25 protein-coding genes are annotated in these 23,174 nt (G+C 71.1%); 10 read left to right on the forward strand and 15 right to left on the reverse strand.

Translation table 11 applies throughout. The features are described from left to right. Window positions 1–51: 51 nt before the first annotated feature. Window positions 52–957 (reverse strand): metallophosphoesterase, encoded by a 906-nt coding sequence (locus NS184_RS02495; protein WP_058724622.1) that lies wholly within the window; start codon window positions 955–957, stop codon window positions 52–54. Between the two features lie 173 nt (window positions 958–1,130). Here NS184_RS02495 and NS184_RS02500 point away from each other — a divergent pair, with 173 nt between their 5' ends. The 6 genes from NS184_RS02500 to NS184_RS02525 all read left to right on the forward strand — a co-directional run bounded on the left by NS184_RS02500 (window position 1,131) and on the right by NS184_RS02525 (window position 6,431). Next, window positions 1,131–1,766: an AmiS/UreI family transporter gene (locus NS184_RS02500; protein WP_083513395.1), complete on the forward strand. Its 636-nt coding sequence runs from the start codon at window positions 1,131–1,133 to the stop codon at window positions 1,764–1,766. Window positions 1,767–1,836: 70 nt separating this feature from the next. Further along, entirely contained in the window at window positions 1,837–3,057 is a 1,221-nt protein-coding gene (locus NS184_RS02505) for an acyl-CoA dehydrogenase family protein (RefSeq protein WP_058724567.1), read from the forward strand. A gap of 63 nt (window positions 3,058–3,120) precedes the next feature. Continuing rightward, window positions 3,121–4,011 (forward strand): amidohydrolase family protein, encoded by an 891-nt coding sequence (locus tag NS184_RS02510; protein ID WP_206556247.1) that lies wholly within the window; start codon window positions 3,121–3,123, stop codon window positions 4,009–4,011. 47 nt (window positions 4,012–4,058) lie between these two features. Beyond that, window positions 4,059–4,934 carry a fumarylacetoacetate hydrolase family protein gene (locus NS184_RS02515; protein WP_058724568.1) on the forward strand — a complete coding sequence of 292 codons (876 nt, stop codon included), beginning with the start codon at window positions 4,059–4,061 and terminating at the stop codon, window positions 4,932–4,934. Further along, window positions 4,931–5,680: an SDR family NAD(P)-dependent oxidoreductase gene (locus NS184_RS02520; RefSeq protein WP_058724569.1), complete on the forward strand. Its 750-nt coding sequence runs from the start codon at window positions 4,931–4,933 to the stop codon at window positions 5,678–5,680. The genes NS184_RS02515 and NS184_RS02520 overlap by 4 nt, the downstream gene beginning before the upstream one ends. A gap of 73 nt (window positions 5,681–5,753) precedes the next feature. Then, complete coding sequence (locus NS184_RS02525; RefSeq protein ID WP_083513389.1) at window positions 5,754–6,431, forward strand: FadR/GntR family transcriptional regulator; 678 nt, start codon at window positions 5,754–5,756, stop codon at window positions 6,429–6,431. A 66-nt stretch (window positions 6,432–6,497) separates the two neighbouring features. Here the strand turns inward: NS184_RS02525 and NS184_RS02530 are convergent, their stop codons facing one another. The 7 genes from NS184_RS02530 to NS184_RS02560 all read right to left on the reverse strand — a co-directional run bounded on the left by NS184_RS02530 (window position 6,498) and on the right by NS184_RS02560 (window position 13,809). Then, on the reverse strand, window positions 6,498–7,454 hold the full coding sequence (locus tag NS184_RS02530) for an aldo/keto reductase (protein WP_058724570.1): 957 nt from the start codon (window positions 7,452–7,454) through the stop codon (window positions 6,498–6,500). Continuing rightward, window positions 7,451–7,795 (reverse strand): L-rhamnose mutarotase, encoded by a 345-nt coding sequence (locus tag NS184_RS02535; protein ID WP_058724571.1) that lies wholly within the window; start codon window positions 7,793–7,795, stop codon window positions 7,451–7,453. The genes NS184_RS02530 and NS184_RS02535 overlap by 4 nt, the downstream gene beginning before the upstream one ends. Beyond that, window positions 7,795–9,123 (reverse strand): alpha-L-fucosidase, encoded by a 1,329-nt coding sequence (locus tag NS184_RS02540; RefSeq protein WP_058724572.1) that lies wholly within the window; start codon window positions 9,121–9,123, stop codon window positions 7,795–7,797. The genes NS184_RS02535 and NS184_RS02540 overlap by 1 nt, the downstream gene beginning before the upstream one ends. Before the next feature lie 71 nt (window positions 9,124–9,194). Beyond that, window positions 9,195–10,115, reverse strand: coding sequence for a carbohydrate ABC transporter permease (locus tag NS184_RS02545; RefSeq protein WP_058724573.1), 921 nt, complete (start codon window positions 10,113–10,115; stop codon window positions 9,195–9,197). Then, window positions 10,108–11,082, reverse strand: a complete 975-nt coding sequence (locus NS184_RS02550) for a carbohydrate ABC transporter permease (protein WP_058724574.1) — start codon at window positions 11,080–11,082, stop codon at window positions 10,108–10,110. The genes NS184_RS02545 and NS184_RS02550 overlap by 8 nt, the downstream gene beginning before the upstream one ends. 98 nt (window positions 11,083–11,180) lie before the next feature. Then, a complete protein-coding gene (locus tag NS184_RS02555) occupies window positions 11,181–12,419 on the reverse strand; it encodes an ABC transporter substrate-binding protein (protein WP_242862950.1) in 1,239 nt (412 codons plus the stop codon). 49 nt (window positions 12,420–12,468) lie between these two features. Beyond that, window positions 12,469–13,809: an enolase C-terminal domain-like protein gene (locus tag NS184_RS02560; RefSeq protein ID WP_058724576.1), complete on the reverse strand. Its 1,341-nt coding sequence runs from the start codon at window positions 13,807–13,809 to the stop codon at window positions 12,469–12,471. Between the two features lie 163 nt (window positions 13,810–13,972). Between NS184_RS02560 and NS184_RS02565 the strand changes: the two genes are divergently transcribed. Continuing rightward, window positions 13,973–15,226 carry an alpha-hydroxy acid oxidase gene (locus tag NS184_RS02565; protein WP_058724577.1) on the forward strand — a complete coding sequence of 418 codons (1,254 nt, stop codon included), beginning with the start codon at window positions 13,973–13,975 and terminating at the stop codon, window positions 15,224–15,226. A 12-nt stretch (window positions 15,227–15,238) separates the two neighbouring features. Here the strand turns inward: NS184_RS02565 and NS184_RS02570 are convergent, their stop codons facing one another. The 6 genes from NS184_RS02570 to NS184_RS02595 form a co-directional block, all read right to left on the reverse strand. Further along, window positions 15,239–15,805: a hypothetical protein gene (locus NS184_RS02570; protein WP_058724578.1), complete on the reverse strand. Its 567-nt coding sequence runs from the start codon at window positions 15,803–15,805 to the stop codon at window positions 15,239–15,241. 41 nt (window positions 15,806–15,846) lie between these two features. Next, window positions 15,847–16,122 carry a type II toxin-antitoxin system RelE family toxin gene (locus tag NS184_RS02575; protein ID WP_058724579.1) on the reverse strand — a complete coding sequence of 92 codons (276 nt, stop codon included), beginning with the start codon at window positions 16,120–16,122 and terminating at the stop codon, window positions 15,847–15,849. Continuing rightward, entirely contained in the window at window positions 16,115–16,378 is a 264-nt protein-coding gene (locus tag NS184_RS18640; protein ID WP_058724580.1) for a type II toxin-antitoxin system prevent-host-death family antitoxin, read from the reverse strand. Before NS184_RS18640 ends, NS184_RS02575 begins: the two co-directional genes overlap by 8 nt. Before the next feature lie 41 nt (window positions 16,379–16,419). Then, complete coding sequence (locus tag NS184_RS02585) at window positions 16,420–16,965, reverse strand: cysteine hydrolase family protein (RefSeq protein WP_058724581.1); 546 nt, start codon at window positions 16,963–16,965, stop codon at window positions 16,420–16,422. Window positions 16,966–17,029: 64 nt separating this feature from the next. After that, window positions 17,030–18,139, reverse strand: coding sequence for a glycoside hydrolase family 5 protein (locus NS184_RS02590; RefSeq protein WP_083513391.1), 1,110 nt, complete (start codon window positions 18,137–18,139; stop codon window positions 17,030–17,032). A gap of 135 nt (window positions 18,140–18,274) precedes the next feature. Continuing rightward, a complete protein-coding gene (locus NS184_RS02595) occupies window positions 18,275–18,811 on the reverse strand; it encodes a MarR family winged helix-turn-helix transcriptional regulator (RefSeq protein WP_058724582.1) in 537 nt (178 codons plus the stop codon). Window positions 18,812–18,914: 103 nt separating this feature from the next. Between NS184_RS02595 and NS184_RS02600 the strand changes: the two genes are divergently transcribed. Together NS184_RS02600 and NS184_RS02605 are read left to right on the forward strand one after the other, a co-directional pair. Further along, window positions 18,915–19,874 (forward strand): NADP-dependent oxidoreductase, encoded by a 960-nt coding sequence (locus NS184_RS02600; RefSeq protein ID WP_058724583.1) that lies wholly within the window; start codon window positions 18,915–18,917, stop codon window positions 19,872–19,874. Between the two features lie 9 nt (window positions 19,875–19,883). After that, window positions 19,884–20,573, forward strand: coding sequence for an NUDIX hydrolase (locus NS184_RS02605; RefSeq protein ID WP_058724584.1), 690 nt, complete (start codon window positions 19,884–19,886; stop codon window positions 20,571–20,573). On the opposite strand, the gene NS184_RS02610 is transcribed toward NS184_RS02605, so the two are convergent. Then, window positions 20,548–21,729 carry an ROK family protein gene (locus NS184_RS02610; protein ID WP_058724585.1) on the reverse strand — a complete coding sequence of 394 codons (1,182 nt, stop codon included), beginning with the start codon at window positions 21,727–21,729 and terminating at the stop codon, window positions 20,548–20,550. The genes NS184_RS02605 and NS184_RS02610 overlap by 26 nt on opposite strands. Window positions 21,730–21,864: 135 nt before the next feature. Here NS184_RS02610 and NS184_RS02615 point away from each other — a divergent pair, with 135 nt between their 5' ends. Continuing rightward, on the forward strand, window positions 21,865–23,163 hold the full coding sequence (locus NS184_RS02615; RefSeq protein WP_083513392.1) for an ABC transporter substrate-binding protein: 1,299 nt from the start codon (window positions 21,865–21,867) through the stop codon (window positions 23,161–23,163). Window positions 23,164–23,174 lie beyond the last annotated feature (11 nt).

The raw sequence follows: 23,174 nt of genomic DNA on the forward strand, positions 1-23,174 counted from the left end.
GGCGCGTGGCGGCGCCGCCACGCGCCTCCCGGCCGGTCCGGGGCGCGTCGGTCAGCCGGCCGCGTCGATGATGCGCGTCACCGTGTCGGCGTCGTGGTGGAACGCGAGCGGGTCGGCGTCGGGTCGCGGCACGCGTACGGGCGTGGACCACACGGAGCCGTCCGCCGCGAGGTCGACCACGAGGTAGCCCGCGTCGATGTGCGCCGACTCCTCGTCGTACGCCCCGACGACGTCGGTGTCGTTCGCGACGCCCGGCGCGACGAGCACCGGCACCCCGGCCCAGGTGCCGGCGGCGTGGTGGTGGTAGTGGCCGCCCAGGACCAGTCGGACGTCAGTCCCGCGCACGACCTCGGCGAGGGTGTCGGCGTTCCGGAGCTGCAGTGCGGCGTGGAGCGCGGTCGGTGCGGGCAGGGGGGTGTGGTGCAGGACGACCACCGTGCCGCGGTCCGACGGCTCGGACAGCATGGTGCGGAGGCGGTCGAGTGCCTCGTCCGCGACCAGCCCGTACCCCGCGCCGGGGACGCTCGTGTCCACGGTCACGATCCGACGCCCTTCGACGACCGACTGCCCGGCCACCGGCACCGTCGGCGGCAGGTACTCGAGGGTGTGCATCAGCGGCTGACCGCCCGCACCGAGCACGTGTCCGTTCGCGAGCACCTGCCGGAACCCCGCGCGCTGGTCGTGGTTGCCGGGGACAGTGACGAGTGCCGCGCCGTGGCGCTCGGCCCATCCGCCGACGCGCTCGCGGAGGACCGCGTAGGACTGGGGCGACCCGTCCTCGGACACGTCGCCGGACACGACGACGAGCCCCACGTCGGGGATCCGCTCCGCCGAGGCGAGCACGGCGTCGAGTGCGGTCGCCGTGTCGGTCGATCCCTGGTGCAGGGCGCCGTCGCCGGTGAGGTGGGTGTCGGACAGGTGCAGGATGCGGAGCGATCCGGGAGCGAGCGGCTGCATGGTCGTCACGCTAGTCGCGGCGCCGATCACGCTCCTGCACGGGAGCAACGACGGCATCCGTGTTCGTCAAGCGCCGTCACGGAGGGCGCGTTCCCGCGTCGCACGACGTCATCACCGGTCACGGCACGACACGTTCCTTCCCGCGCGGCCCGCGGAGTGCCACGGTCGTCGCCATGGCGTTCATCTGCTTGATCCTCTCCGGAGCGGCACTGCTCATCAACGGACTCACGATGCTCGGCCGTGTACCGGCTCGGGACAGCGGCGTGTTCAACGTCCTGATCGGTGCCGTGCAGCTCGTGCTCTGCGTCGCCGTCGCGGTGTCGGCGGACGGATCGTTGCCGGCCCTCCTCTCGATCTCGGGCACCTTCCTCTTCGGACTGACCTACCTCTCGGTGGGTCTCGACGCACTCCTGGGACTGGGGTCCGCGAGCCTCGGCTGGTTCTGCGGACTCGTCGCCGCGATCGCCGTCGTGTTCGCGGTGTCCAACGTGATCGTGGACCCGTTCCTCGCGGTGCTCTGGGCGACGTGGGCCGGGCTCTGGACGTTGTTCTTCCTCCTGCTCGCACTCGGACGTCGCATCGGTGCGTACACCGCATGGGCCCTCGTCATCTCGAGCCAGACCACGACCACCATCCCCGCGCTGTTCGGTCTGTCCGGGCACTGGCCGTCCGGGCCCGGTGCGACGGCGGCCGCGCTCGTCGTCCTGGTCGCCGTGTTCGTCGGCCCGCTGTGGCTGATCGCGGCCGGCGGCCGTCGGCGCTCGTCGTCCCCGTTCCTCACCGAACCGCGCAGCCCCACGGCCGCTTGACCGTGCGCACGTCCCCCACCCTTCCGCCCCGTCCGTCCGTCCGTCCGCACACGACCTCCGAGGAGTCCACATGACCATCACCGAGCACCCCAGCACCGTCGACTACGAGACCCTGGCCGCACGGTTCCGGCCGATCTTCGACCGCATCGCCGCCGGCGCGAGCGCTCGCGAACAGGAACACCACCTGCCGTACGAGGAGATCCGCGAACTCGCAGCCGCCGGGTTCGGCGCGGTCCGGGTGCCCGTGGAGTTCGGCGGCGCGGGCGCGTCGCTGCCGCAGCTGTTCCGACTGTTGACCGAGCTCGCTGCCGCGGACAGCAACATCCCGCAGGCGCTGCGGGGACACTTCGCCCTGGTCGAGGACCGTCTCGTCGGCCGCTCCGGCGAACGCGACGCCTGGCTCGAGCGCTTCGGTCGTGGCGAGATCGCGGGCAACTCCTGGACCGAGGTCGGGGCCGTCCAGATCGGCGACGTCATCACCAAGGTCACGCCGCAGGACGACGGCACCTTCCGCATCACCGGACAGAAGTACTACTCCACGGGCAGCATCTTCGCGGACTGGATCGACACGTACGCCGAGCGGACCGACACGGGCGAGCGGGTCATCGCGATCGTCGACGCACACCAGCCCGGGGTCACGCACGGGGACGACTGGGACGCCTTCGGACAGCGCACGACCGGCTCCGGGACGAGCACCTTCACCGACGCGGTCGTCGCCGCCGATGCGGTCATCCCCTTCGACGACCGGTTCAAGTACCAGACCGCGTACTACCAGGCGGTGCTCCTGACGGTGCTCGCTGGGTCGGTCCTCGCCGCCGAGCGCGAGATCGCACTGCAGGTCCGGAACCGCAACCGGGTGTTCTCGCACGGCAACGCCGACACCTTCGCCGCGGACCCGCAGATCCTGCAGGTCGTCGGCGAGGTCTCCGCAGCCGGGTTCGCAGCGGCGGCGATCGTGGACCGGGCAGCCGAGGCGCTGCAGTCCGCGTACGAGGGGGCGGCCCTCGACGAGGCCGAGGACGAGCGCCGGAACGACCGCGCTGAACTCGCGACCGCGCAGGCGCAGGTCGCACTCACGTCGCTCGCGACGTCGGCGACCTCGCACCTCTTCGACGCACTCGCCGCATCCGGGGTGAGCACGGCGAAGAACCTCGACCGGCACTGGCGGAACGCCCGCACCGCGGCCAGCCACAACCCGTGGGTGTTCAAGGCGCGGATCGTCGGCGACCACGCGGTGAACGGCGCCGAGCCGCCTCGGGTCTGGGCGATCGGCGCCACCAGGGCTCGGTGATCCCGGACGGCGGCGATCCCAGGGTTCCGGTCAGACATCGGACATCTGGCCCATGATGGTGTCGTGATCATCGACGCTCATCACCACCTGTGGGACCCCGCCGACCGTCCCTACCCCTGGATGGACGACTCCGTGGCCGCGATCGACCGGCGGTTCGACGTCGACGACCTCCGCGCGGCGACCGGCGGCACGGACGTGACGGCGACGATCGCCGTGCAGGCCGTCCACGACGAGGGTGAGACCGCCTTCCTCCTGGAGCAGCCGGCACCGGTGGTCGGCGTCGTCGGCTGGGTCGACCTGACGGCGCCCGACGTCGCCGACCGGCTGGCGATGCTGCTGGCGGGCCCGCCGACCCAGCCGGCAGCGGGTCCGGGGCCGGTGACGCGACCACCGACGCCGACCGCGCCGACCTTGGTCGGCATCCGGCACCAGGCGCAGGACGAACCCGACCCGGACTGGCTCGCTCGTCCCGACGTCTCGCGCGGTGTCCGAGCGGTGGCAGCTGCTGGTCTCGCGTACGACCTGCTGGTCCGGGCTCGGGAGCACACCGCGGCGCTCGCCCTCGTCGACGCCGTCCCCGAGGCACGCTTCGTCCTCGACCACGCCGGCAAGCCCGACATCGCGGCCGGGGACCCCGCGTGGCGACAGCGGGTGCGGGACTTCGCCGCGCGGCCGAACGTCGTCTGCAAGGTCTCCGGCCTGCTCACCGAGGCTGGGCCGGACTGGCGGTCGCGTCCGGTCGCGCGGTACGCCCGCGAGGTGGTCGAGGCCTTCGGTCCCGACCGGACGGCGTTCGGATCGGACTGGCCGGTGTCGACGCTCGCCGCCGGGTACCCGGCGGTGCTCGGGACGACTCGGGACGCGCTCGCGGACCTGACCGACGACGAGCGCGACGCCGTGTTCCGTGGCACGGCCGAGGCGACGTACCTGGCACCCCGAGGCGTTCAGACATAGGATGTCTGCGGGCGCAGCGCAGCGCCGTTCGACGAGAGCGAGGAACGATGCAGTTCGCACGACTTGGCCCAGCCGGTTCGGAGATCCCGGTCGTCATCGACCCCGACGGCACCGCGGTCGATCTCCGCCCCCTCACCTCGGACATCACGGGGGCGTTCCTCGCGTCGGAGCCCGGCCCGGGCGAGCTCGTCGAGCGGGCGCGCGCAGCCGGGGACCTCCCGACGATCCCGGCCGACGAGGTCGCCGCCCTCCGGCGTGGCGCTCCGGTCGCCCGCCCGGGGAAGGTCGTCTGCATCGGCCTGAACTACCGTGACCACGCGGCCGAGACGGGCGCCGAGATCCCGACCGAGCCGATCGTCTTCATGAAGGACCCGTCGACCGTCATCGGGCCGGACGACGAGGTGCTCATCCCCCGCGGCAGCACGAAGACGGACTGGGAGATCGAACTCGCCGTCGTGATCGGCCGGACCGCGCGCTACTGCGCCTCCGAGGACGAGGCTGCAGCGTGCATCGCCGGCTACACGATCGCCCACGACGTCTCGGAGCGCGAGTTCCAGCTCGAACGCGGCGGGCAGTGGGACAAGGGCAAGTCGTGCGAGACCTTCAACCCGCTCGGTCCCTGGCTCGTCACGCCGGCCGGTCTGGCCGACGTCGGCCTCGACGCGGAGCGCCTGGGGCTGCGCCTGTCCGTCAACGGCGAGGTCCGCCAGGACGGGACGACCGCGGACATGATCTTCCGTCCGGCCGAGGTCGTCCGGTACCTGTCGCAGTTCATGGTGCTGCACCCCGGCGACGTCATCAACACCGGTACCCCGGCCGGGGTCGCCCTCGGCAGCGGTGCGCCCTACCTCAGGGCCGGCGACGTCGTCGAGCTGAGCGCGGACGGACTCGGCAGCCAGCGCCAGACGGTCGGTGCGGCATGAGCGCCCCGGCCAGCCACGACGGTGTCCGGGCGATCGTGACCGGCGGAGCGTCCGGCATCGGTGCCGCGATCGCCGAGGCCCTGCGCGAGCGCGGTGCGACCGTCGCAGTGCTCGACCTCCGGCCCGACGACGCCGAGCTGTCGTTCGTCTGCGACGTGTCATCGGACGAGAGCGTGCGGGCGGCGGTCGGCGCCGCGGTCGAGCGGCTCGGCGGGCTCGAGGTCGTCGTGAACAACGCGGGCATCGGCGCGCAGGGCACCGTCGAGGACAACACCGACGACGAGTGGCGACGCGTGTACGAGGTGAACGTCCTCGGCGCGGTCCGGGTGTCCCGCGCCGCGCTCCCCCACCTCCGGGCCTCCGGCAACGCGAGCATCGTCAACACCTGCTCCATCGCCGCGACGGCCGGGCTGCCGCAACGCGCCCTGTACTCCGCGACCAAGGGCGCGATCGCCGCGCTCACCCGCGCGATGGCGGCGGACCACCTGCGCGAGGGCGTCCGGGTCAACGCCGTCAACCCCGGCACCGCGGACACCCCGTGGGTCGGCCGCCTGCTGTCGTCGGCGCCGGACCCCGCCGCCGAGCGTGCGGCGCTCGAGGCGCGCCAGCCGCACGGCAGACTCGTCGCGGCCGAGGAGGTCGCCGAGGCCGTCTGCTACCTCACGAGTCCGGCGGCTCGGTCGACGACGGGTGTCGACCTCGCGGTCGACGGCGGGATGCAGGCGCTCCGGCTCCGGCCGACGTGAGGAACCCGGGAGGCGCGGCTATCGTCGTGCTGTCCGGTCGCGTCCGCGAGCGGGTCGAGCAGGAGGTGGTGACGTGGCGTCGCTGACCGACGATGCGATCGCACGCATCCAGCAGATGATCGTGAGCGGCGAGCTCCAACCGGGCCAGCGCCTCCCTCCCGAGAAGGAGCTCAGCGAGTCGCTCGGTCTCTCGCGGAACAGCCTGCGCGAGGCGGTGAAGGCCCTCGAGCTCATCCGTGTGCTCGACGTCCGGCGCGGAGACGGCACCTACGTCACGTCCCTCGAACCGACGGTCCTGCTGGAGGCGGTGTCGTTCGTCGTCGACATGCACCACGACCGGTCCCTCGTCGACCTGCTCGAGGTGCGACGGATCCTGGAACCCGCGTCCGCGGTGCTCGCCACTGCCCGGGCGTCGGAGCAGCAGATCGACGAGCTCGCCACGCTCATGGTCGCCGTGGACGACAGCACCGGTGTCGAGGACCTCGTCGCCCACGACCTGCAGTTCCACTCCACGATCGCGGCGATCGGCGGCAACCAGTACCTGTCCGGGCTGCTCGACGCGCTCTCGAGCAAGACCGTCCGGGTGCGGGTCTGGCGTGGTCTCACCCAGAACGGCTCCGTGCAGCGCACCCTCGACGAGCACGCCGCGATCGTGGACGCGATCCGCCGCCGTGACCCGCAACTCGTGCAGTCGCTCGTCGTCGCCCACGTCGAGGGCGTCGAGCGCTGGCTCCGCCGGTCGCTCGACTGAGCGGGGCGGGGCCCCGCGAGGAGGCCGGCGCGCGGGGAGGCCGGCGCGCGAGGGCACAAACACGTCTCAGGCGCTGAGCAGCCCCGCCGCGCGCAGGTCGTCCCAGAGCTCCTCCGGCACGGTCACCGATGCTCGTTCGGCGTTCTGCCGTACCTGCGACGCCGACTGCGCCCCGAGCGCGATCGCCCGGACGGCGGGAGCCCGGAGCGGGAAGGCGACCGCGGCCTCGGGGAGCGTGACTCCGTGCCGTTCGCAGACGTCCGCGATCGCGTCCGCGCGCTCGACGAGGCGCACCGGTGCCGTGGCGTAGTCGTACGTCGCGCCGGGCTGCGGTCGCGGCGAGCTGAGCAGGCCGGAGTTGTAGACACCGACCGCGACCACGTCGACGCCGAGCTCGGCACACCGGTCGACCAGTGTGGCGGCGGGTTGCTCGAGCAGCGTGTACCGCCCGGCGAGCATCACCACGTCGCAGGACCCGGTCTCGACGGCGGCCGCCAGGGCATCGACCGAGTTGGACCCCACACCGACCGCCCGCACGACGCCCTCACCGCGGAGGTCGGCGAGCGTCGGCAGCGCCTGGGTCAGCCCGTCCGCGAGCGAGTACACGTCCGGGTCGTGCAGGTACGCGACGTCGACGTGGTCGAGGCCGAGTCTGCCGAGCGACTCGTCGAGGGACCGCCGCACGCCGGACGGCGACGGGTCCCACTGCCGCACCGTGTCGTCCGGCACCGCGAACCCACCGGAGGCCAGGTCGTCCCCGGCCCCACGACCAGGGACGAGGAGCCGCCCCACCTTGGTCGACACGAGGTACTCGTCGCGGGGACGACCGGCGAGCGCGGCGCCGAGCCGGCGTTCGGACAGCCCGAGCCCGTAGTGCGGCGCGGTGTCGAACCCGCGGACACCGACGTCCCACGCGGCATCGACGGCAGCACGGGCATCGGCGTCGGACACCTCGCGCAGCAGGTTGCCGATGCCGGCACCGCCGAACCAGAAGGGCCCACGGTCCAGCTCCACGTCGCTCATCGATCCACCTCGGCGACCCCGTCCACCTGCGCGGCGAGGGACCACACCCGAGGGACCCCGTCGTCGCTGCCGGAGTAGTCGTCGGCAGCCTCGAGGAGCGGGTTGACGACCGCCTGCCACTCGGCGTTCACCGGGTCGTCCGCGAGCGATCGGCGCATCGCCCGGTAGTCCTCCACCTCGATGAGGTGCACGAGGTCGAGGCCGTCGCGCCAGATCGTCCAGTCGTGCACGCCCGCCTCGCGGAGCCGGGCGGCCAGCGCGGGCGGGACCGTGGCGTGCACGCTGTCGTACGCCGCCTCGTTCCCCGCCCGCAGCCGCGTGCGCGAGAGGATCCGCTGCACTAGTCCTCCTGCAGGAACAGCTCGACGACGGGCACCGCGACGTCCGGACGCACGATCGGGAGCGTGAGCGTCAGGGTGCCGGCGGGCTGTCCGCCGAGACCGGTGTTCTGCGCACGCGTGCCCGGCGGGATCTCGCGGTAGCGCACCTCGGACGCGTCGTTCAGGAGCTGCGCGTAGACGACCTTGCCGGCGAGGTCGGGCAGGTGCACGTGTTCGAACGGCCAGGTGAAGAGGTGCAGGTAGAGCCGGTCGCCGCGCTGCGTGTAGACCGTGCCCGCCGGTGCCCGGAAGGACGACGGCCCGGCGCCGTACACTGACCGTGCGTGCTGGTGCATCCACTCCCCGATGCCGGCGAGCGACCGCCGCGCGACCGGGTCGAACTCACCACGACCGGTCGGTCCGACGTTGAGCAGCATGTTCCCGTTGTTCGAGACCCCGTCGACGAGCATCCGGACGAGCAGGTCGACGCTCTTGACGTCCTGGTTGTCGCGGTCGTAGCCCCACGATCCGTTGAACGTCTGGCACGCCTCCCACGGCACCGGGACGCCGTCGACCTCCATGGGCTTGTCCGGCTGGTACTGCTCCGGCGTGACGATGTCACCGGGGATGTCGAGGCGGTCGTTGACGATGATGCCCGGCTGCAGCCGCTTCGTCAGGGCCATGAGCTCCTCGGACCCCCAGTCGTCGCGCCCCTTGCCACCCCAGCGGTCCTCGTGGTCGTTGTCCCGGTACGAGAAGTCGTAGAAGAGGTAGTCGATCCGTCCGTACCCGGTCAGGAGTTCCTCGACCTGTCCGTGGAGGTACTCCCGGTACCGGGCCATGTCGCGCCCGTCCTGGAGTCGAGCGATCTCCTCGGGGCTGTCGTCCCGGCGCGGGTGCACGCCGTCGATCGTGAAGTCCGGGTGGTGCCAGTCGATGAGCGAGTGGTAGAACCCGATCCGGATGCCCTCGGCACGGAACGCGTCGACGAACTCGCGGACGATGTCCCGGCCGAAGCGGGTGTTCGTCGCCTTGTAGTCCGTGAGCTGCGAGTCCCAGAGCGCGAACCCCTCGTGGTGCTTCGTGGTGAGGACGGCGTACTTCATGCCGGCCTCGCGTGCCCGGCGCGCCCAGTCGGTGGGGTCGAAGAGGTCCGGGTCGAAGTGGTCGAAGTACTTCCGGTAGTCCTCGTCGGTGATGCGCTCGTGGTTCTTCACCCACTCGTGCCGGGCCGGGAGCGCGTAGAGCCCCCAGTGGATGAACATGCCGAACCGGTCGTGGGTGAACCACGCGGGCAGACCGCTCGCGTCGGTCTCGGTCTGCGGTGCAGCGGGTGCGGTGATGGTCATGTGGGCCGGTTTCCTTCCGGGGAGACGAACGAGGGACGAACGGGAGGCGCGGTGCGCCTGGACTTGATCGGCTACCGGCCACCGAGACCGGAGGTCACGATCCCCTTGACCAGGTGCTTCTGCAACAGGATCAGCAGGATCACGGTGGGCAGCATCGAGATCACCGAAGCGGCCATCACGAGGTTCCACTCGGACCCCTGCTGGCCGAAGAACTGCTGCAGACCGAGCGGGATGGTGCCGTGTGCCTCGACGTCGTTGACGACGACGAGCGGCCAGAGGAACGAGTTCCAGTAGGAGATGAACGAGAACACCGCGAGGACCGCCATCGTGGGTCGAGCGAGCGGCAGCATCACGGAGAAGAACGTCCGGATCGCACCGGCGCCGTCGACACGGGCCGCGTCGTCGAGCTCCTGCGGCACCGTCAGGAAGAACTGCCGGATGAGGAACGCGCCGAGCGCGGTGAACGCCCACGGGATGATGAGCGCCTGGAACGTGTCGACCCAGCCGAAGCCCTGCATCATCACGTACATCGGGATGACGAGCACGTCCTGGGGGATCATCAGGGTGACGAGGAAGAGCATGAAGACGGTGTTGCGTCCCCGCCAGCGGAGCCGGGAGAACGCGTACCCGGACAGCACGGCGACGGCGACGTTGATCGCCGTTCCGGCCGCCGCGACGAGCACGCCGTTGAGGATGAACCGGGCGAACGGCAGGTACGTGAACGCCTGGACGTAGTTGTCCCACTCGAGCGAGCGGCCCCAGAGCGTCGGCGGGGTGGTGAACACCTGGTCGGCCGGCTTGAGGCTCGTCGCCACCATGTACACGAGCGGCGAGACGAACAGCAGGGCGACGAGGCAGAGCAGCGCGTAGCCGATCGCGTGGCGGACCCGACCGGGTCGGGGTGCGGACGCCGTCCTGGGCACCGCTCGCGGGTTGACGGTCCGGTTCGACGTGGTGAAGCCGCGTGTGCGTGCCCGGGTCAGTTCACTCATAGTGCACCCACCGCTTCTGTCCGAGGAACTGGACGGCCGTGATCCCGAGGATGATGACGAACAGCACCCAGGCCCCGGCGGACGCCAGGCCGAGTTGCTGGTTCTGGAAGCCCGTGTTGTAGATGTACTGCACGAGGGTCTCGGTGGCCGTCCCGGGTCCGCCCTTGGTGAGGACGAACGGCTGGACGAACACCTGGAACGAGGTGATGAGCGTCATCATCGTGGCGAAGAACACGGACGGTGAGATGAGCGGGAACTTGATGGCCCAGAAGGTCTGCCACGCGTTCGCACCGTCGAGTTGCGACGCCTCGATCTGGTTCTCCGGCACGGCGTCGAGCGCGGCCGAGAAGATCAGCATGTTGTAGCCGAAGCCCTGCCAGACGCTCATCGCGACGATCGCGAGCATCGCCCAGTGTTCGTCGGCGAGGAAGTTCGGCGCGTGCACGCCCACCGTGGACTGCAGCGACGCATCGATCGCACCCCCGGGCTGGTAGAGCATCCGCCAGACGACCACGTTCGCGACGATGGGCGTGATCGTCGGGATGAAGAACAGCACGCGGAACACGTGCCGTCCGGCGATCCGCGGCGTCAGCCACGCCGCGAGCCCGAGGGACACGACGAGGTTCAGCGGGACGTACAGCACCACGAAGAGCGCGGTGTTGAGCGTCACGGTGCGGAACACCGGGTCGGCGAACAGCCGAGCGTAGTTCTCGATGCCGGTCCAGCTGCGTTCGCCGAGCATCGGCCAGTTCATGAAGCTCACGACGAGCGAGGCGACGATCGGGAACGCCGTGAACACGACGAGTCCGATCGAGTGCGGTGCGGCGAACGCGGCGCCCCACCACGAGCGCCGCCCGACGGCGCCGGCCGCGTCGCCCCCGCGGCGGGGCGTCGCCGCACCGGTCGCGACGGCGGTCGCGACGGCCGGGACGGCCGCCTCGGCCGGTGGGTCCTGGATGGTGGTCATGCGACGACCTCCTCGTCGTTGAGTCGGGTGGTGTGGACGGCCGGGAGGCGCGTGGCGGGGTCGCGCCGCGCCTCCCGTCCGTCAGGCGGGAACACCGGTCACTGCGTTCCGAGCTGGCCCGCGATGGACGACATCGTCTCCTTGCCCGACGTCTGGCCGTTCACGGCCTGGAGGGCGTACTGCGTGAAGAGCTGCGAGAGCTGGTCGCTCTGCTTGTTCCCGAGGAGCGGCGAGGACTTCGCGAGAGCGGCCTTCAGCGCGGGCTCCGCTCCGTCGATGTCGGCACTCGAGTACCAGGCACCCTGCGCGGCGGTCCGCCCCGGGAACGCGCGTCCTTCCTCCGCGAGCTCGGTGAGGACCTTCTCGCTCGTCATCGTCTGGACGGCCTTGAACGCCTGCTCCGGGTACTTGCACTGCTTCGAGACACCGAAGCCGGAACCGGCCGCGAAGGTCGACGGGCCGGACGTCCCGGACGGGAGCGTCGTCACACCGAGGTCGAACTTGACCTTCGCCTTCTGGCTGATGAGCGACCACGGACCGTCGGTGTACATCGCGACCTTGCCCGCGGCGAAGTCGTTGCTCGACTGCGATCCGTCGGACGACGCCTGCGACGCGTATCCCTTCTCCACCAGGCTCGCGAGCCAGTCGAGGCCGTCCGCGAACTTGCTGTCGGTGGCGTCGATCTTCCCGGAGTTCGTGATCACGCGGCCTCCGTTGTAGCCGTAGATCATCGACTCGAGGTTGAGGTCGGTGACGGTCGAGCCGAACATGGTGACGCCCTTGGCCTTGAGCGCGGCACCGGCCCGCTCGAACTCGTCGACCGTCCAGCCCGGCTCCGGCTCGGCGACCCCGGCCTTCTTGAACACGTCCTTGTTGTAGAACATCATGATGGGCCCGGTGTCGTACGGCAGACCGTAGAGCTTGCCGTCGACCTTCATGCCGTCGAGTGCCGTCTGGTCGAAGGCGGAGAGGTCGAGTCCGTCCTGCTTGGCCAGGTCGTCGAGCGGCAGGAGCGACGAGGTGTAGTTCGCGGTGCGGAGCGACTGCATGCTCACGACGCACTGGGCGCTCCCCGCGCTGAGCTGCGTGCTGAGCTTCGTGAAGTAGTTCTCGAAGGGCGCGCCCTGGATCGTGAGGGTGATGCCGTCCTCGGACTTCACGGTGTCGGCGACCTTCTGCCAGGCGGCCTTGTCCTCCTTGCCGGCGATCCACATGGACCAGGTCATGGCGTCCTTCGACTGGCTGCCGCCGGCACTGCTGCCGGCGGAACACCCGGTCAGGACGAGGGCTGCCGCGGCCGCGGCCGCCACCCCCGCGATGAGTCGTCGTCGTTGCATCGGTCTCTCCACTCCGTCGTGGTGATCGTGTTCGGTGGTGTGGTGTCGGTCAGGCGACCCGGGCGGCGTCGCGGACCGGCGGTGCCGGCGCTTCCGTCGCCCAGACCGGGCCGTCGGGGTAGGTGTACGTGTCCAGGGACCCGGCGAGCATCTCGGTGCCCGCGCCCGGGGCGGACGGCGGCCAGTACCGTCCGTCGTGGACGTCGACCGGGGTCACGAAGTGCTCGTGCAGGTGGTCGACGAACTCGATGCAGCGTGTGTCCAGGTCACCGGTGAGGGCGACCGCGTCGAACATCGACAGGTGCTGGACGGCTTCGCAGAGCCCGACCCCGCCGGCGTGGGGGCACACCCGGACGCCGTACTTCGCCGCGAGGAGGAGGATCGCGATGTTCTCGTTGACGCCGGCGACCCGCGTCGCGTCGATCTGGAGGACCGACATCGCGCCGGCCTGGATGAGCTGCTTCGCGATGACCCGGTTCGCCATGTGCTCTCCCGTCGCGACCGGGATCGGGGCGATCCGACGGGCGATGGCAGCGTGCGCCAGGACGTCGTCGGGGCTCGTCGGCTCCTCGACCCAGGCGACGTCGAACGGTCGGAGCCGTTCGATCCACGCGACCGCCTCGTCGACGTCCCACCGCTGGTTCGCGTCGATCGCGATGCGGATGTCCGGACCGACGACCTCGCGGGCGATCCGCATGCGTCGGACGTCCTCGTCGACGTCTGCGCCGACCTTGAGCTTCACCTGCGTGAACCCCTCGTCGACGGCTTCGCGGCAGAGGCGAGCGAGCTTGTCGTCGTCGTAGCCGAGCCAGCCCGGCGTGGTCGTGTAGGCCGGGTAGCCCTCGCGCTCGAGCCGGCGCTTCCGCTCGGCACGGAGCGGCTGGGCACGACGCAGCAGCGCGAGGGCTTCGTCCGGGGTGATCGCGTCGGTGAGGTACCGGAAGTCGACGAGGGCGACGAGTTCCTCGGGGCTCATGTCGGCGAGCAGCGCCCAGAGCGGCTGCCCCGCGCGCTTGGCCTTGAGGTCCCACAGCGCGTTCACGACGGCGCCGATGGCCATGTGCATGACGCCCTTCTCCGGGCCGAGCCAGCGGAGCTGCGAGTCGTGGACGAGGGCCCGCCACGTCGCCCCCATGTCCGCGAGGAGCGCCTCCGCATCGCTGCCGACGACGTGCTCGCGGAGGGCAGCGATCGCGGCCTCCTGCACCTCGTTGCCGCGGCCGATCGTGAAGACGAAACCGGTGCCGACGTGTCCGTCGGGCTCGTCGGTGCTGAGTTCCACGTAGGCGGCGGAGTAGTCGGGCGCTGGGTTCATCGCGTCCGAACCGTCGTGCTCCCGCGAGGTCGGGAACCGGACGTCCCGGACGCGCAACCCGGTGATGCGACTCATCGTGTCTCCTGCCCGTCCGGTCCTCGATGACCGAACGCGCTCATCAAAACATCCGACCTCTTCCACGTCAAGCATCGTTTTGCGGCGGTTCTTGATCGCGCGTTGCAATATTCGTAGGATGACTAGTGGACGCGCGGTGCAGCGCGGACGAACGGAGACGAGCATGAGCCGAACGCGCCCGCAGATCGAACGTCAGCTGCCGAAGGTGCGGGACCTGGCGCCGCTGCTGCAGTTCAGGAAGCCCGCGTTGCCGGGGCGGCGGCAGCGGCTCGAGTCCGCGTTGACGGTCTGGGACCTCCGGGCCATCGCGGCGCGGCGGACTCCGAGGGCGGCGTTCGACTACACCGAGGGCGCAGCCGAGGCCGAGATCTCGTTGGCGCGGGCGCGGCAGGCGTTCGAGGACATCGAGTTCACCCCCGCGATCCTGCGCGACGTGTCGCAGGTCGACACGTCCCGCCAGGTGCTGGGGGCGCCGACGGCGTTGCCGTTTGGGATCGCCCCGACCGGCTTCACCCGGATGATGCAGACCGAGGGCGAACGCGCCGGCGCCCGCGCCGCGGGCCGCGCTGGCATCCCGTTCAGCCTGTCGACGATGGGCACGACCGCGATCGAGGACGTCCGCGACGCCAACCCGCACGGGCGGAACTGGTTCCAGCTGTACATGTGGAAGGACCGCGACAAGAGCATGGCGCTGGTCGACCGGGCCGCGAAGGCCGGGTTCGACACGCTGCTCGTCACCGTCGACGTCCCCGTCGCCGGAGCGCGCCTGCGGGACAAGCGCAACGGGTTCTCGATCCCGCCGCAGCTGGGCGTGAAGACCATCGTCAACGCGATCCCGCGGCCGTGGTGGTGGTTCGACTTCCTCACCACCGAACCCCTCGCGTTCGCGTCCCTGGACCGCTGGTCGGGCACCGTCGGGGAGCTCCTGGACCACATGTTCGACCCGACCGTCACCTACGAGGACCTCGCGTGGATCCGGGACCAGTGGCCCGGCAAGGTCGTCGTCAAGGGCGTCCAGTCCCTCGCCGACGCGAAACGGTTGGCGTCGATGGGGGTGGACGGGATCACCCTGTCGAACCACGGTGGTCGGCAACTCGACCGCGCCCCCGTCCCGTTCCACCTCCTGCCCGCAGTGGTGAAGGAGGTCGGCAAGGACACGGAGGTGCACCTGGACACGGGCATCATGTCCGGCGCCGACATCGTCGCCGCCGTCGCCCTCGGCGCGACGTTCACGATGGTCGGCCGCGCCTACCTCTACGGGCTCATGGCGGGCGGTGAAGCCGGCGTCGACCGGATGATCCAGATCCTGACCGACCAGATCGAGCGCACCGTGCGCCTGCTCGGCGTCGCCACCCTCGACGAACTCGAACCGAGCCACGTCACCCAACTGCAGCGGTTGGCACCGATCAGCCGCTGAACGGGACGTTCGTCAGAGGCGCTCGGGGTGTCCTGACCGATCCCGCCGGCGGAACACGAGCGTGCCGACGCCCTGGACGATGAAGAACATGGCGCTGGCGGCGAGCAGGGCAGCGACGGCGAACCCGCCCACGGTGTCAGTACCGATCGTGGCGAGGACCGTGAACCCGAGGAAGATCACGCCCATCACGATCACGACGACCGGGTTCTGCGCGACGAAGAACCGTCGTCCGTGGTTCGCTTCGGCCGTGGCACGGGACCGGGCCTTCGCCACCTCGTCCGGGTCGCGGCCGGCACGGCGGTCGGCTGCTCGTCGGCGTGCACGGAGGACGAGGAAGACCGCGAGCCCGACCACGATCGCGACCGGGTAGGCGATCTGCCGCTCGACCTGCGCCAGACCCGACACGAACAGGACCACGACGGCGCTGACGACACCGGCGACCATCGCGGTCGTCCAGATGTCGGTCCGGCCGTCCGCTCCCGTCGCGTAGTTCGGCCGTCTCGCGTACGGATCGTGCTCCGACTCGCGCTGCTGCGACTCGGGCTGTTCCGGCGCCGCCCTGTCCTCGTCGTTCCCCACGGATGGAACCTACCGGACGACGCTCACCAGCGACTGACGCGTCAGCGGTACACGTCGCGCCGGTGCCCGAGCGTGAGGACGAGCACCACCAGGCGATCGTCGAGGACTTCGTAGACGATCCGGTGGCCCCCCACGCGGACGCGGAGTTCACCGGGACGACCGACGAGTGCGGTCATGCCGGGTGGCCGTGGGTTCGACTGCAGGAGGACGAGCGCCGCGAGGATCCGGCGCTGCGTCGAGCGATCGAGCTTCCCGAGGGTCTTCGCAGCACGCTTCGTCAGCTCGACCGCGTACCGGGGTGGAACAGGGTCAGTCAAGCGTGATCCCGAGCTCACGGGCGACGTCCGCGAGCGGCAGGGTCTCCGGGTCGGCCGCGAGGTCGGCGCGGACGACGTCGACCGCGGCGCGATCGCTCGCGTCCTCCAGCGCGGCCAGGGCCCGGTGGGCGAGCTCGGCATCGAGCACGACGACCTGTTCACGACCGCGGACCGTGATGACGACCGGCTCTCGGTGCGCGTGATCGAGGAGGTCGGACCAGCGCTGTCGTGCCTCGCTTGCGGGAAGGGAGTACATGCACGAATCGTACGACTCGTGCGATCTGTACGTCGAGCTCGTCAGCGCTCGAGGAGCTCCGCACGCGCGACGACCTTCGCGAAGCTCCCGTCGAGGGCGGCGAGGAACGCCGCGTGCACGGACGCCCCCGGGACGGTCACCTCGCCGAGTGCGAGGTCCGGCGCCGCGCAGGCATCGGCCACCACGGTGCACGCGAACCCGAGGTCGGACGCTGCTCGGACGGTCGAGTCGATGCACATGCTCGTCATCATCCCGAGGACGACCAGGTCGGTGACGCCGCGGTCGCGGAGCAGCGCCTCGAGACCGGTGTCGATGAAGGCGTTCGGCTCGTGCTTCTCGAGGACGGTCTCCCCCGCTCGCGGTTCGACCGCCGGGTGGAACGCGGTCCCCGGTGCGCCCGGCACGAAGAAGCCGGCGTCGGGCTCGGTGGCGGTGCGGAAGACGTGCACGACCTCCTCGCCGCTCCCACGGAAGTGCCGCAGCACGGCGCCGGCGGCATCGGCAGCCGCCTCGGGTTCGACGAGCGGGAACGCCCCACCAGGGAAGTAGTCGAGTTGGACGTCGATGAGGAGCAGTGCGCGGGTCATCTCCCGATCATGCCCGTCGGGCACCCGGTGCGTACCGGGTGCCCGACAGGCCAGCGGACCGCGATCAGCCGACCGAGAACGGTGCGCGACGCCCCTCGCCCCACGCCCAGTGCAGGAGCGCGACGCCGGAGTCGTTCGTCACCGCGAGCGAGAGGTGCTTCCCGGACCCCTGGATCGAGGTCAGGCTGTAGGTGTCGTCGGTGCGGAGGCCCGGCCAGTAGACCGCGCCGAGGTGCCGCTCACGGACGGTCGTCGACACGGTCTGCAGGAACGCCACCGAGTTGTCGGAGTCCGCGTCGCCGGTCGTGGCGGATCCGCGGTAGTCGATGCCGGTCGTCATCGGGACGCCGAACTCGTCGAGCACGGTGCGCGCCGAGCATGCCTGGTCGCCCAGTCGCGACTCGAAGTCAGCTGCCCACCCAGCGGGGTCGTGCGTGCCCCAGAAGCCGTAGTAGTGCTGCGAGACGTAGGTGCCGGCGAGCGCAGGAGCTGCGCAGACCGCGTCGACGTGGTCGTTGTAGCCGACCCCGCTGACGAACACCCGGTCGCGCGGGATGCCCCGGGCGGTGTACCGGTCGACCCAGTCGGTGGCCACCTGGATCCACTGGTCGGCCGTGTAGCCGAACGGCTCGTTCATCGGCTCGAAGTACACCCCGCGGTCGTGCGCGTAGGTACGGGTCAGCGTGTCCCACATCGTGGTCCAGGCCGCCGGGTCGTCGACCTTGCCGTCCTTGCTGGTGCCGTCACCCTCCCAGTACCCGAGCACGACACGGAAGCCCGCGTGCCGGGCGGCGTCGATCGCGCCCTTGTACGAGTTCCACCAGGCGGTGCCGACCGAGTACGGGTTGACGGGCATCCGGACCGTGTTCGCCCCGAGGTCCTTCCGGAACCCCCGGAGGATGCGCTCGGACGTTCGGTGGACGGTGCGGTGGTCGTCGCTCGTCGAGAGGCCGGAGAGGACGACCGGGCCGTTCGCGTAGTTGTCGCGGGGGTCGGCCCAGTTGACTCCGCGGAACTGGGTCGGGTCGAGTGCGGGCTTCGTGTGCGCCGCCGGCGCCGGCGCCGGCGTCGCGTCCGCGACGACGGGGCTCGCGAGAGCGAGGGCGGTGGCGCCGGCGAGTGCGGCGATGGTGGCGGCGAGGAGTCGTCCCCGCCGGGTGGTCGGTGCGTGCATGTCTGCGTGATCCCTGTCTGCTCCGTTGCAGCGGCACGGCGTCGTCGCGGTGCCGGCGTGGACGATCACCGCGGCGGGTCCCTTCCGCCGTGGCAACGTCAACATCCAGCAGGGTTCCACTCGGAGAGCGGGGTGTCAACGCCGCTGCGTGACCGTTCGGTCGCCAGCGGGACCCCGACGGCGCCGGGCCGTCACGGAGCGCGGCGGCACGGTGCGCAGGTGGTCGCGCACGACGCCGAGCACGCGGCCGAGGTCTTCCACGTCGCGCGGACCGATCGCGTCGAAGACGAGTTCACGCAGGAGCGCGACGTGCCCGGGGAAGACGGCGCCCAGCTTCCCCCGCCCGGCTCCGGTGAGGGTGACCGTGACGCCACGATCGTCATCAGCTGCCTGCCCCCGCACGACGAGGCCGTCACGTTCGAGCAGGCCCACCTGGTAGGTCAGACCACTGCGGCTGATGACCACCCCGTCGGCGAGCTCGGTCATCCGCCGACTCCCGCCGGGTGCGTCGCCCAGGGTGGCGAGCAACTGGAACTGCACGTAGCTGAGGTCGCCAGCGTCGCGGAGCTGCTGCTCGACCGCGTGCCGGACGAGGTTCCCGACCTCGATCAGGGCGAAGTACGCCCCGAGTTCGGCGGCGTCGAGGGACGGGTGCGGCTCGGATCCGGGCATGGACTCATCCTACCTGTTGCTTCGAATTCGAAGCAGTGGTAGCGTCCTCCGCAGGTACTTCAAATTCGAAGCACACGAGGCTCAACCAACGAAGGACAAGACCATGCGAGCAGTGCGTTTCCACGAGGTCGGCGGACCGGAGGTCCTGCGGATCGAAGAGATCGACCGACCGACGCCGGGAGCCGGACAGGTCCTGGTGCGGGTCGCCGCGTCGGCCTACAACGCCGCGGACAACGGCATGCGGGGCGGGTTCCTCCCGATCCCGGTCGTCCTGCCGCACATCCCGGGCTACGACGTGTCCGGCACGGTCGAGGAACTCGGCGCCGACGTGACGGATCTGCGGGTCGGCGACGCGGTGATCGCGTTCCTCCCGATGGAGCGGGACGGCGGGGCCGCGGAGTTCGTGGTCGCCCCGGCGGAGTCGCTCGTCGCCGCACCGTCGAGCATCCGGCTCGCGGACGCGGCGGCACTGCCCTCCGTGGCGCTCACGGCGTGGCAGGCGGTGTTCGACGAGGGCCGACTGACCGCGGGGCAGCGCCTGCTGATCGTCGGCGCCGGCGGGGTCGTCGGGAAGTACGCCGTCCGGCTGGCGAAGCGCGCCGGCATCGAGGTCGTCGCGACGGCGAGCCCGCGGAGCGCGGAAGCCGTGCGGGCCGCGGGCGCGGACGTCGTCGTCGACCACACCACCGACGACCTCCTCACGGCGGTGGACGGGCAGGTCGACGTGCTGCTCAACCTCGCCCCGCTCGACCCGGAGCGCTTCGCCGACCTGGTCGCCCTCGTCCGCGACGGTGGCACCGTCGTGAGCACGACGGCGTTCATCGCCACCCCGGGCGACGACGACCGTGACGTCCGGGCCGCCACGGTGTTCGTGCAGCCGAACCGGGGGCGCCTGGTCGAACTCGTCCGCCTGGTCGACGCCGGAGAGCTGCACGTCGAGGTGACGCGACGCATCCCGCTCGCGGACCTGCCGGCACTGCACGCCGAGGGTGCCGCCGGTCGGATCGTCGGCAAGGTCGTCGTGCTGGCCGAGCCGGACGCCACCGCTGCACCGTCCGCCTAGGGTGGGGGCGTGGGCGACGAGCAGGCACGGGCAGCGCTGGCGGCGGTCGGCCGGGACACCACCGCACCACTCGTGCCGACGCTCCCGGCCCTGCCGTCACCACGACGGGCCGCCGTCCTCTTGCTCTTCGGAGTCCTCGACGACCGTCCGAGTGACCGTGCCGCGTCGGTACCGAGGGTCTCCGACGACCTCGACGTCCTGCTCCTCCGACGCGCGGACACGCTCCGAGCCCATCCGAGCCAGGTCGCCTTCCCCGGCGGACGCATCGACGCAGGGGACGCAGACGCCGCCGACGCCGCCCTCCGCGAAGCGCACGAGGAGACCGGGCTCGACCCCGAGGGGGTCGACGTCCTCGGGGTGCTCCCCGCCGTACCGCTCGCGTTCTCGAACCACCTCGTCGAACCGGTCCTCGCGTGGTGGCGGTCGCCCTCGCCCGTGCGGGTCGTCGACGAGCGGGAGTCCGCGACCGTCTTCCGGGCACCGGTCGCCGACCTGCTCGATCCCGACCACCGCGGCGTGACCGTGATCCGGCGGGACGGTCAGGAATGGCGTGGACCGGCGTTCACCCTCGCCGCGGAGCACGGGACGGAGACGGTGTGGGGCTTCACGGCGATGCTCCTCGACGCGCTGTTCGACCGGCTGGGGTGGACGGAACCGTGGAACGACCGGAAGGTCATCCCACTGCCAGGGGAGCGCTGAGCGAGGCGGCGACCGGGAGCGCCAGCGCGAGCGGGTCCGTCCGGACCTCGTCGAGCGCCCGGGCGACGGCGCCGAGCACGACGACGTCGGCGCCGAGCCTCGAGGCGACGAGCTCCGGGACCGGGTCGTAGTCCCAGTCGGCGAGGTGCACCCGAGCCCGGTCGAGCACGGGACCGACCGCGTCCGCGATCGCCCCGGCGACGACCACCCGGTCGATGTCGAGCAGGCTCGCGAGGAGCACGCCCACGCGGGCCAGCCGGTCCCCGAGGCGGTCGACGACCTCGACCGCGACGGGGTCGCCGAGCGCCGCGGCCTCGAACAGGCGCTCCGAACCGTTCCGGCCGGCGAGGAGTGACCCCGGCGGGATCCGGTCGGCGGCCTCGGCGACGAGCAGGCGAGCCGTCGCGCCGATGCCCTCCGGGGAGCCGACGCCGTCGACGAGGTCGAGCACACGCATCTCACCTGCTCCGCCACGTGCGCCCCGGAGCAGCACGCCGTCGACGACGATCCCGGCGCCGAACCGCTCACCCGAGAGCAGCGCGGCGAAGGAGGCGTCGCCGGAGGACGGGCGTTCCGCGAGGGCGGCGAGGTTCGCGTCGTTCTCGACCACGAGGCGTCCGTACCCGAGGAGCGCCCCGAACCCCGGGTTCATCCGGTCCCAGTACCCGTCGTCGCGCGGCGAGGCACCGCGCACGTCGACCGGCGCCGGGATCCCCACGACGACCACGAGCACCCGGTCCGCGCCGACCCGTGCGTCGGCGAGCGCCTCCGCCACCGCGTCCCGTACCGCGCCGAGTCGCGTCGCGACGTCGAGACCGGTGTCCCCGAGCGACGCGGCCGCGCGGCCACGGACGACACCGCGGAGGTCGGCGACCGCGACGGACACCCGGTGCTGACCGGCGTCGACGCCGACGAGCACCCCTGCGTCGTCGTCGAGCGCGTACCGGCGCGCTGGCCGGCCCTTGCGGTACTCCCCCGCTGCACGGGCGTCGTCGAGCGCGCGCAGCCAGCCGAGCTGGACGAGTTCGTCGCACGCGGCGAGCACGGTCGAGCGGGTCAACCCCGTCCCCGCGATCGCCTCCGTCGCCGTGAACGCACCGGAGCCGAAGGCGTACGCGAGGACGACCTCGGCACTCGATCCTCGCGGCGGCGGCATGGTCGGAACACTACCGCGGAACGAGTTGCTTGCGCGATTAGATTTTCTCGCTACATTTACTCCTGCGGGGCGACACCAAAGCCGCCCCGCGACACGGAACGGCAGGGCTGCCGGGTCCGTGCGGACGGAGACGACGTGCAACCACACGCCACGAAGGGCACGGCCGCCGCGGTGAGCCGGAGGTCCTTCCTGCTCGGCGCCGGCGGCATCGGTGCGGGCCTCGCCCTCGCCGGGTGCGCACCGCTCGGAGGGTCGAGCGCACGCCCCGAGACGATCACGTTCTACGTGTCGAAGCCCGAGGTCATCGGCTACTTCGACGACGTCATCGCGAAGTTCCACGAGAGCCAGTCGAAGATCCGGGTCATCCGCGACTCGACGTCGAACATGTCCGCGAACTTCGTCCGGAACCGGCCGCCGGACCTCGGCTGCCTGAACTACAACTACGCGATGGTCTCGTTCGTCGAGCACGGCGCGCTCACCGACCTGTCGGACCTGCCGGAGAAGGACACAATCAACCCGGACCTGTGGCCGCTCATGCGGCAGACCGCGGACTACCCGGGCCGCACGAGCGTCCTGCCGTACTCGGTGACCGCCGCGTCGGTGATCTACAACAAGCGGATCTTCGCCGACCAGGGCATCGAGGTCCCCACGACGTGGAGCGAGTTCCGCGACGTGTGCGAACGCCTCACGAAGGCCGGCATCACCCCGATGTACGGCACGTACAAGGACAACTGGACCATCGCGCAGGGCATGTTCGACTACTCCGTCGGCGGCATGCTCGACCTGCAGGAGACCTTCGCGGCGCTCGACCGCGAGGGCACGAAGGTCGGGAAGGGCTCGCGAGTCTCCTTCGAGAAGGACTTCGCCGCCCCCGTCGACCGCATGGTGGACCTGCTGCAGTGGCACCAGAAGGGTGCGGCCAGCCGCGGCTACGGGGACGGCAACCTCGCGTTCGCGCAGGGCAAGGCCGCGATGTACCTGCAGGGCCCGTGGGCGCTCGGCGAGATCGCGAAGTCCAGCAAGGACATCGACCTCGGTACCTTCCCCTTCCCGGCCACCGACGACGCCGCAGACAACAAGGTGCGCGTGAACGTCGACCTCGGACTCTGGATCCCGGAGGCCTCGCGCAAGCAGGAGGCCGCCCGCGAGTTCCTGTCGTTCCTCATGAGCCCGGCGGTGAACGACAAGTACAACGCCGACAACAACGGCTTCGGCGTCCGGAAGGACTCCCCGCCGGCGTCGAACCCCGCGCTCCGCGGCATGCAGGACTCGTACGACCAGGCCGACTTCTACCTGGGAGCCTCGCAGCTCATCCCCGCGGAGATCCCGGTGGCGAACTACCTGCAGTCCATCGCCTTCGGCGGTGCCCCCGCTCCGCAACTCCGCACCCTCGACGGCGACTGGGCGCGTCTCGCGCTCCGCACGGCCGCGTAAGGAGACACGAC

Source organism: Curtobacterium luteum (genome assembly GCF_001475545.1).
Classification (GTDB): Bacteria; Actinomycetota; Actinomycetes; order Actinomycetales; family Microbacteriaceae; genus Curtobacterium; species Curtobacterium luteum_A.

Bases quoted from the DNA above. Each gene is read 5' to 3' on its own strand.
- NS184_RS02495 (WP_058724622.1), bottom strand. From the start codon at position 957: ATGCAGCCGCTCGCTCCCGGATCGCTCCGCATCCTGCACCTGTCCGAC.
- NS184_RS02500 (WP_083513395.1), top strand. From the start codon at position 1,131: ATGGCGTTCATCTGCTTGATCCTCTCCGGAGCGGCACTGCTCATCAAC.
- NS184_RS02505 (WP_058724567.1), top strand. From the start codon at position 1,837: ATGACCATCACCGAGCACCCCAGCACCGTCGACTACGAGACCCTGGCC.
- NS184_RS02515 (WP_058724568.1), top strand. From the start codon at position 4,059: ATGCAGTTCGCACGACTTGGCCCAGCCGGTTCGGAGATCCCGGTCGTC.
- NS184_RS02520 (WP_058724569.1), top strand. From the start codon at position 4,931: ATGAGCGCCCCGGCCAGCCACGACGGTGTCCGGGCGATCGTGACCGGC.
- NS184_RS02530 (WP_058724570.1), bottom strand. From the start codon at position 7,454: ATGAGCGACGTGGAGCTGGACCGTGGGCCCTTCTGGTTCGGCGGTGCC.
- NS184_RS02540 (WP_058724572.1), bottom strand. From the start codon at position 9,123: ATGACCATCACCGCACCCGCTGCACCGCAGACCGAGACCGACGCGAGC.
- NS184_RS02545 (WP_058724573.1), bottom strand. From the start codon at position 10,115: ATGAGTGAACTGACCCGGGCACGCACACGCGGCTTCACCACGTCGAAC.
- NS184_RS02550 (WP_058724574.1), bottom strand. From the start codon at position 11,082: ATGACCACCATCCAGGACCCACCGGCCGAGGCGGCCGTCCCGGCCGTC.
- NS184_RS02555 (WP_242862950.1), bottom strand. From the start codon at position 12,419: ATGCAACGACGACGACTCATCGCGGGGGTGGCGGCCGCGGCCGCGGCA.
- NS184_RS02560 (WP_058724576.1), bottom strand. From the start codon at position 13,809: ATGAGTCGCATCACCGGGTTGCGCGTCCGGGACGTCCGGTTCCCGACC.
- NS184_RS02565 (WP_058724577.1), top strand. From the start codon at position 13,973: ATGAGCCGAACGCGCCCGCAGATCGAACGTCAGCTGCCGAAGGTGCGG.
- NS184_RS18640 (WP_058724580.1), bottom strand. From the start codon at position 16,378: ATGTACTCCCTTCCCGCAAGCGAGGCACGACAGCGCTGGTCCGACCTC.
- NS184_RS02585 (WP_058724581.1), bottom strand. From the start codon at position 16,965: ATGACCCGCGCACTGCTCCTCATCGACGTCCAACTCGACTACTTCCCT.
- NS184_RS02590 (WP_083513391.1), bottom strand. From the start codon at position 18,139: ATGCACGCACCGACCACCCGGCGGGGACGACTCCTCGCCGCCACCATC.
- NS184_RS02595 (WP_058724582.1), bottom strand. From the start codon at position 18,811: ATGCCCGGATCCGAGCCGCACCCGTCCCTCGACGCCGCCGAACTCGGG.
- NS184_RS02600 (WP_058724583.1), top strand. From the start codon at position 18,915: ATGCGAGCAGTGCGTTTCCACGAGGTCGGCGGACCGGAGGTCCTGCGG.
- NS184_RS02610 (WP_058724585.1), bottom strand. From the start codon at position 21,729: ATGCCGCCGCCGCGAGGATCGAGTGCCGAGGTCGTCCTCGCGTACGCC.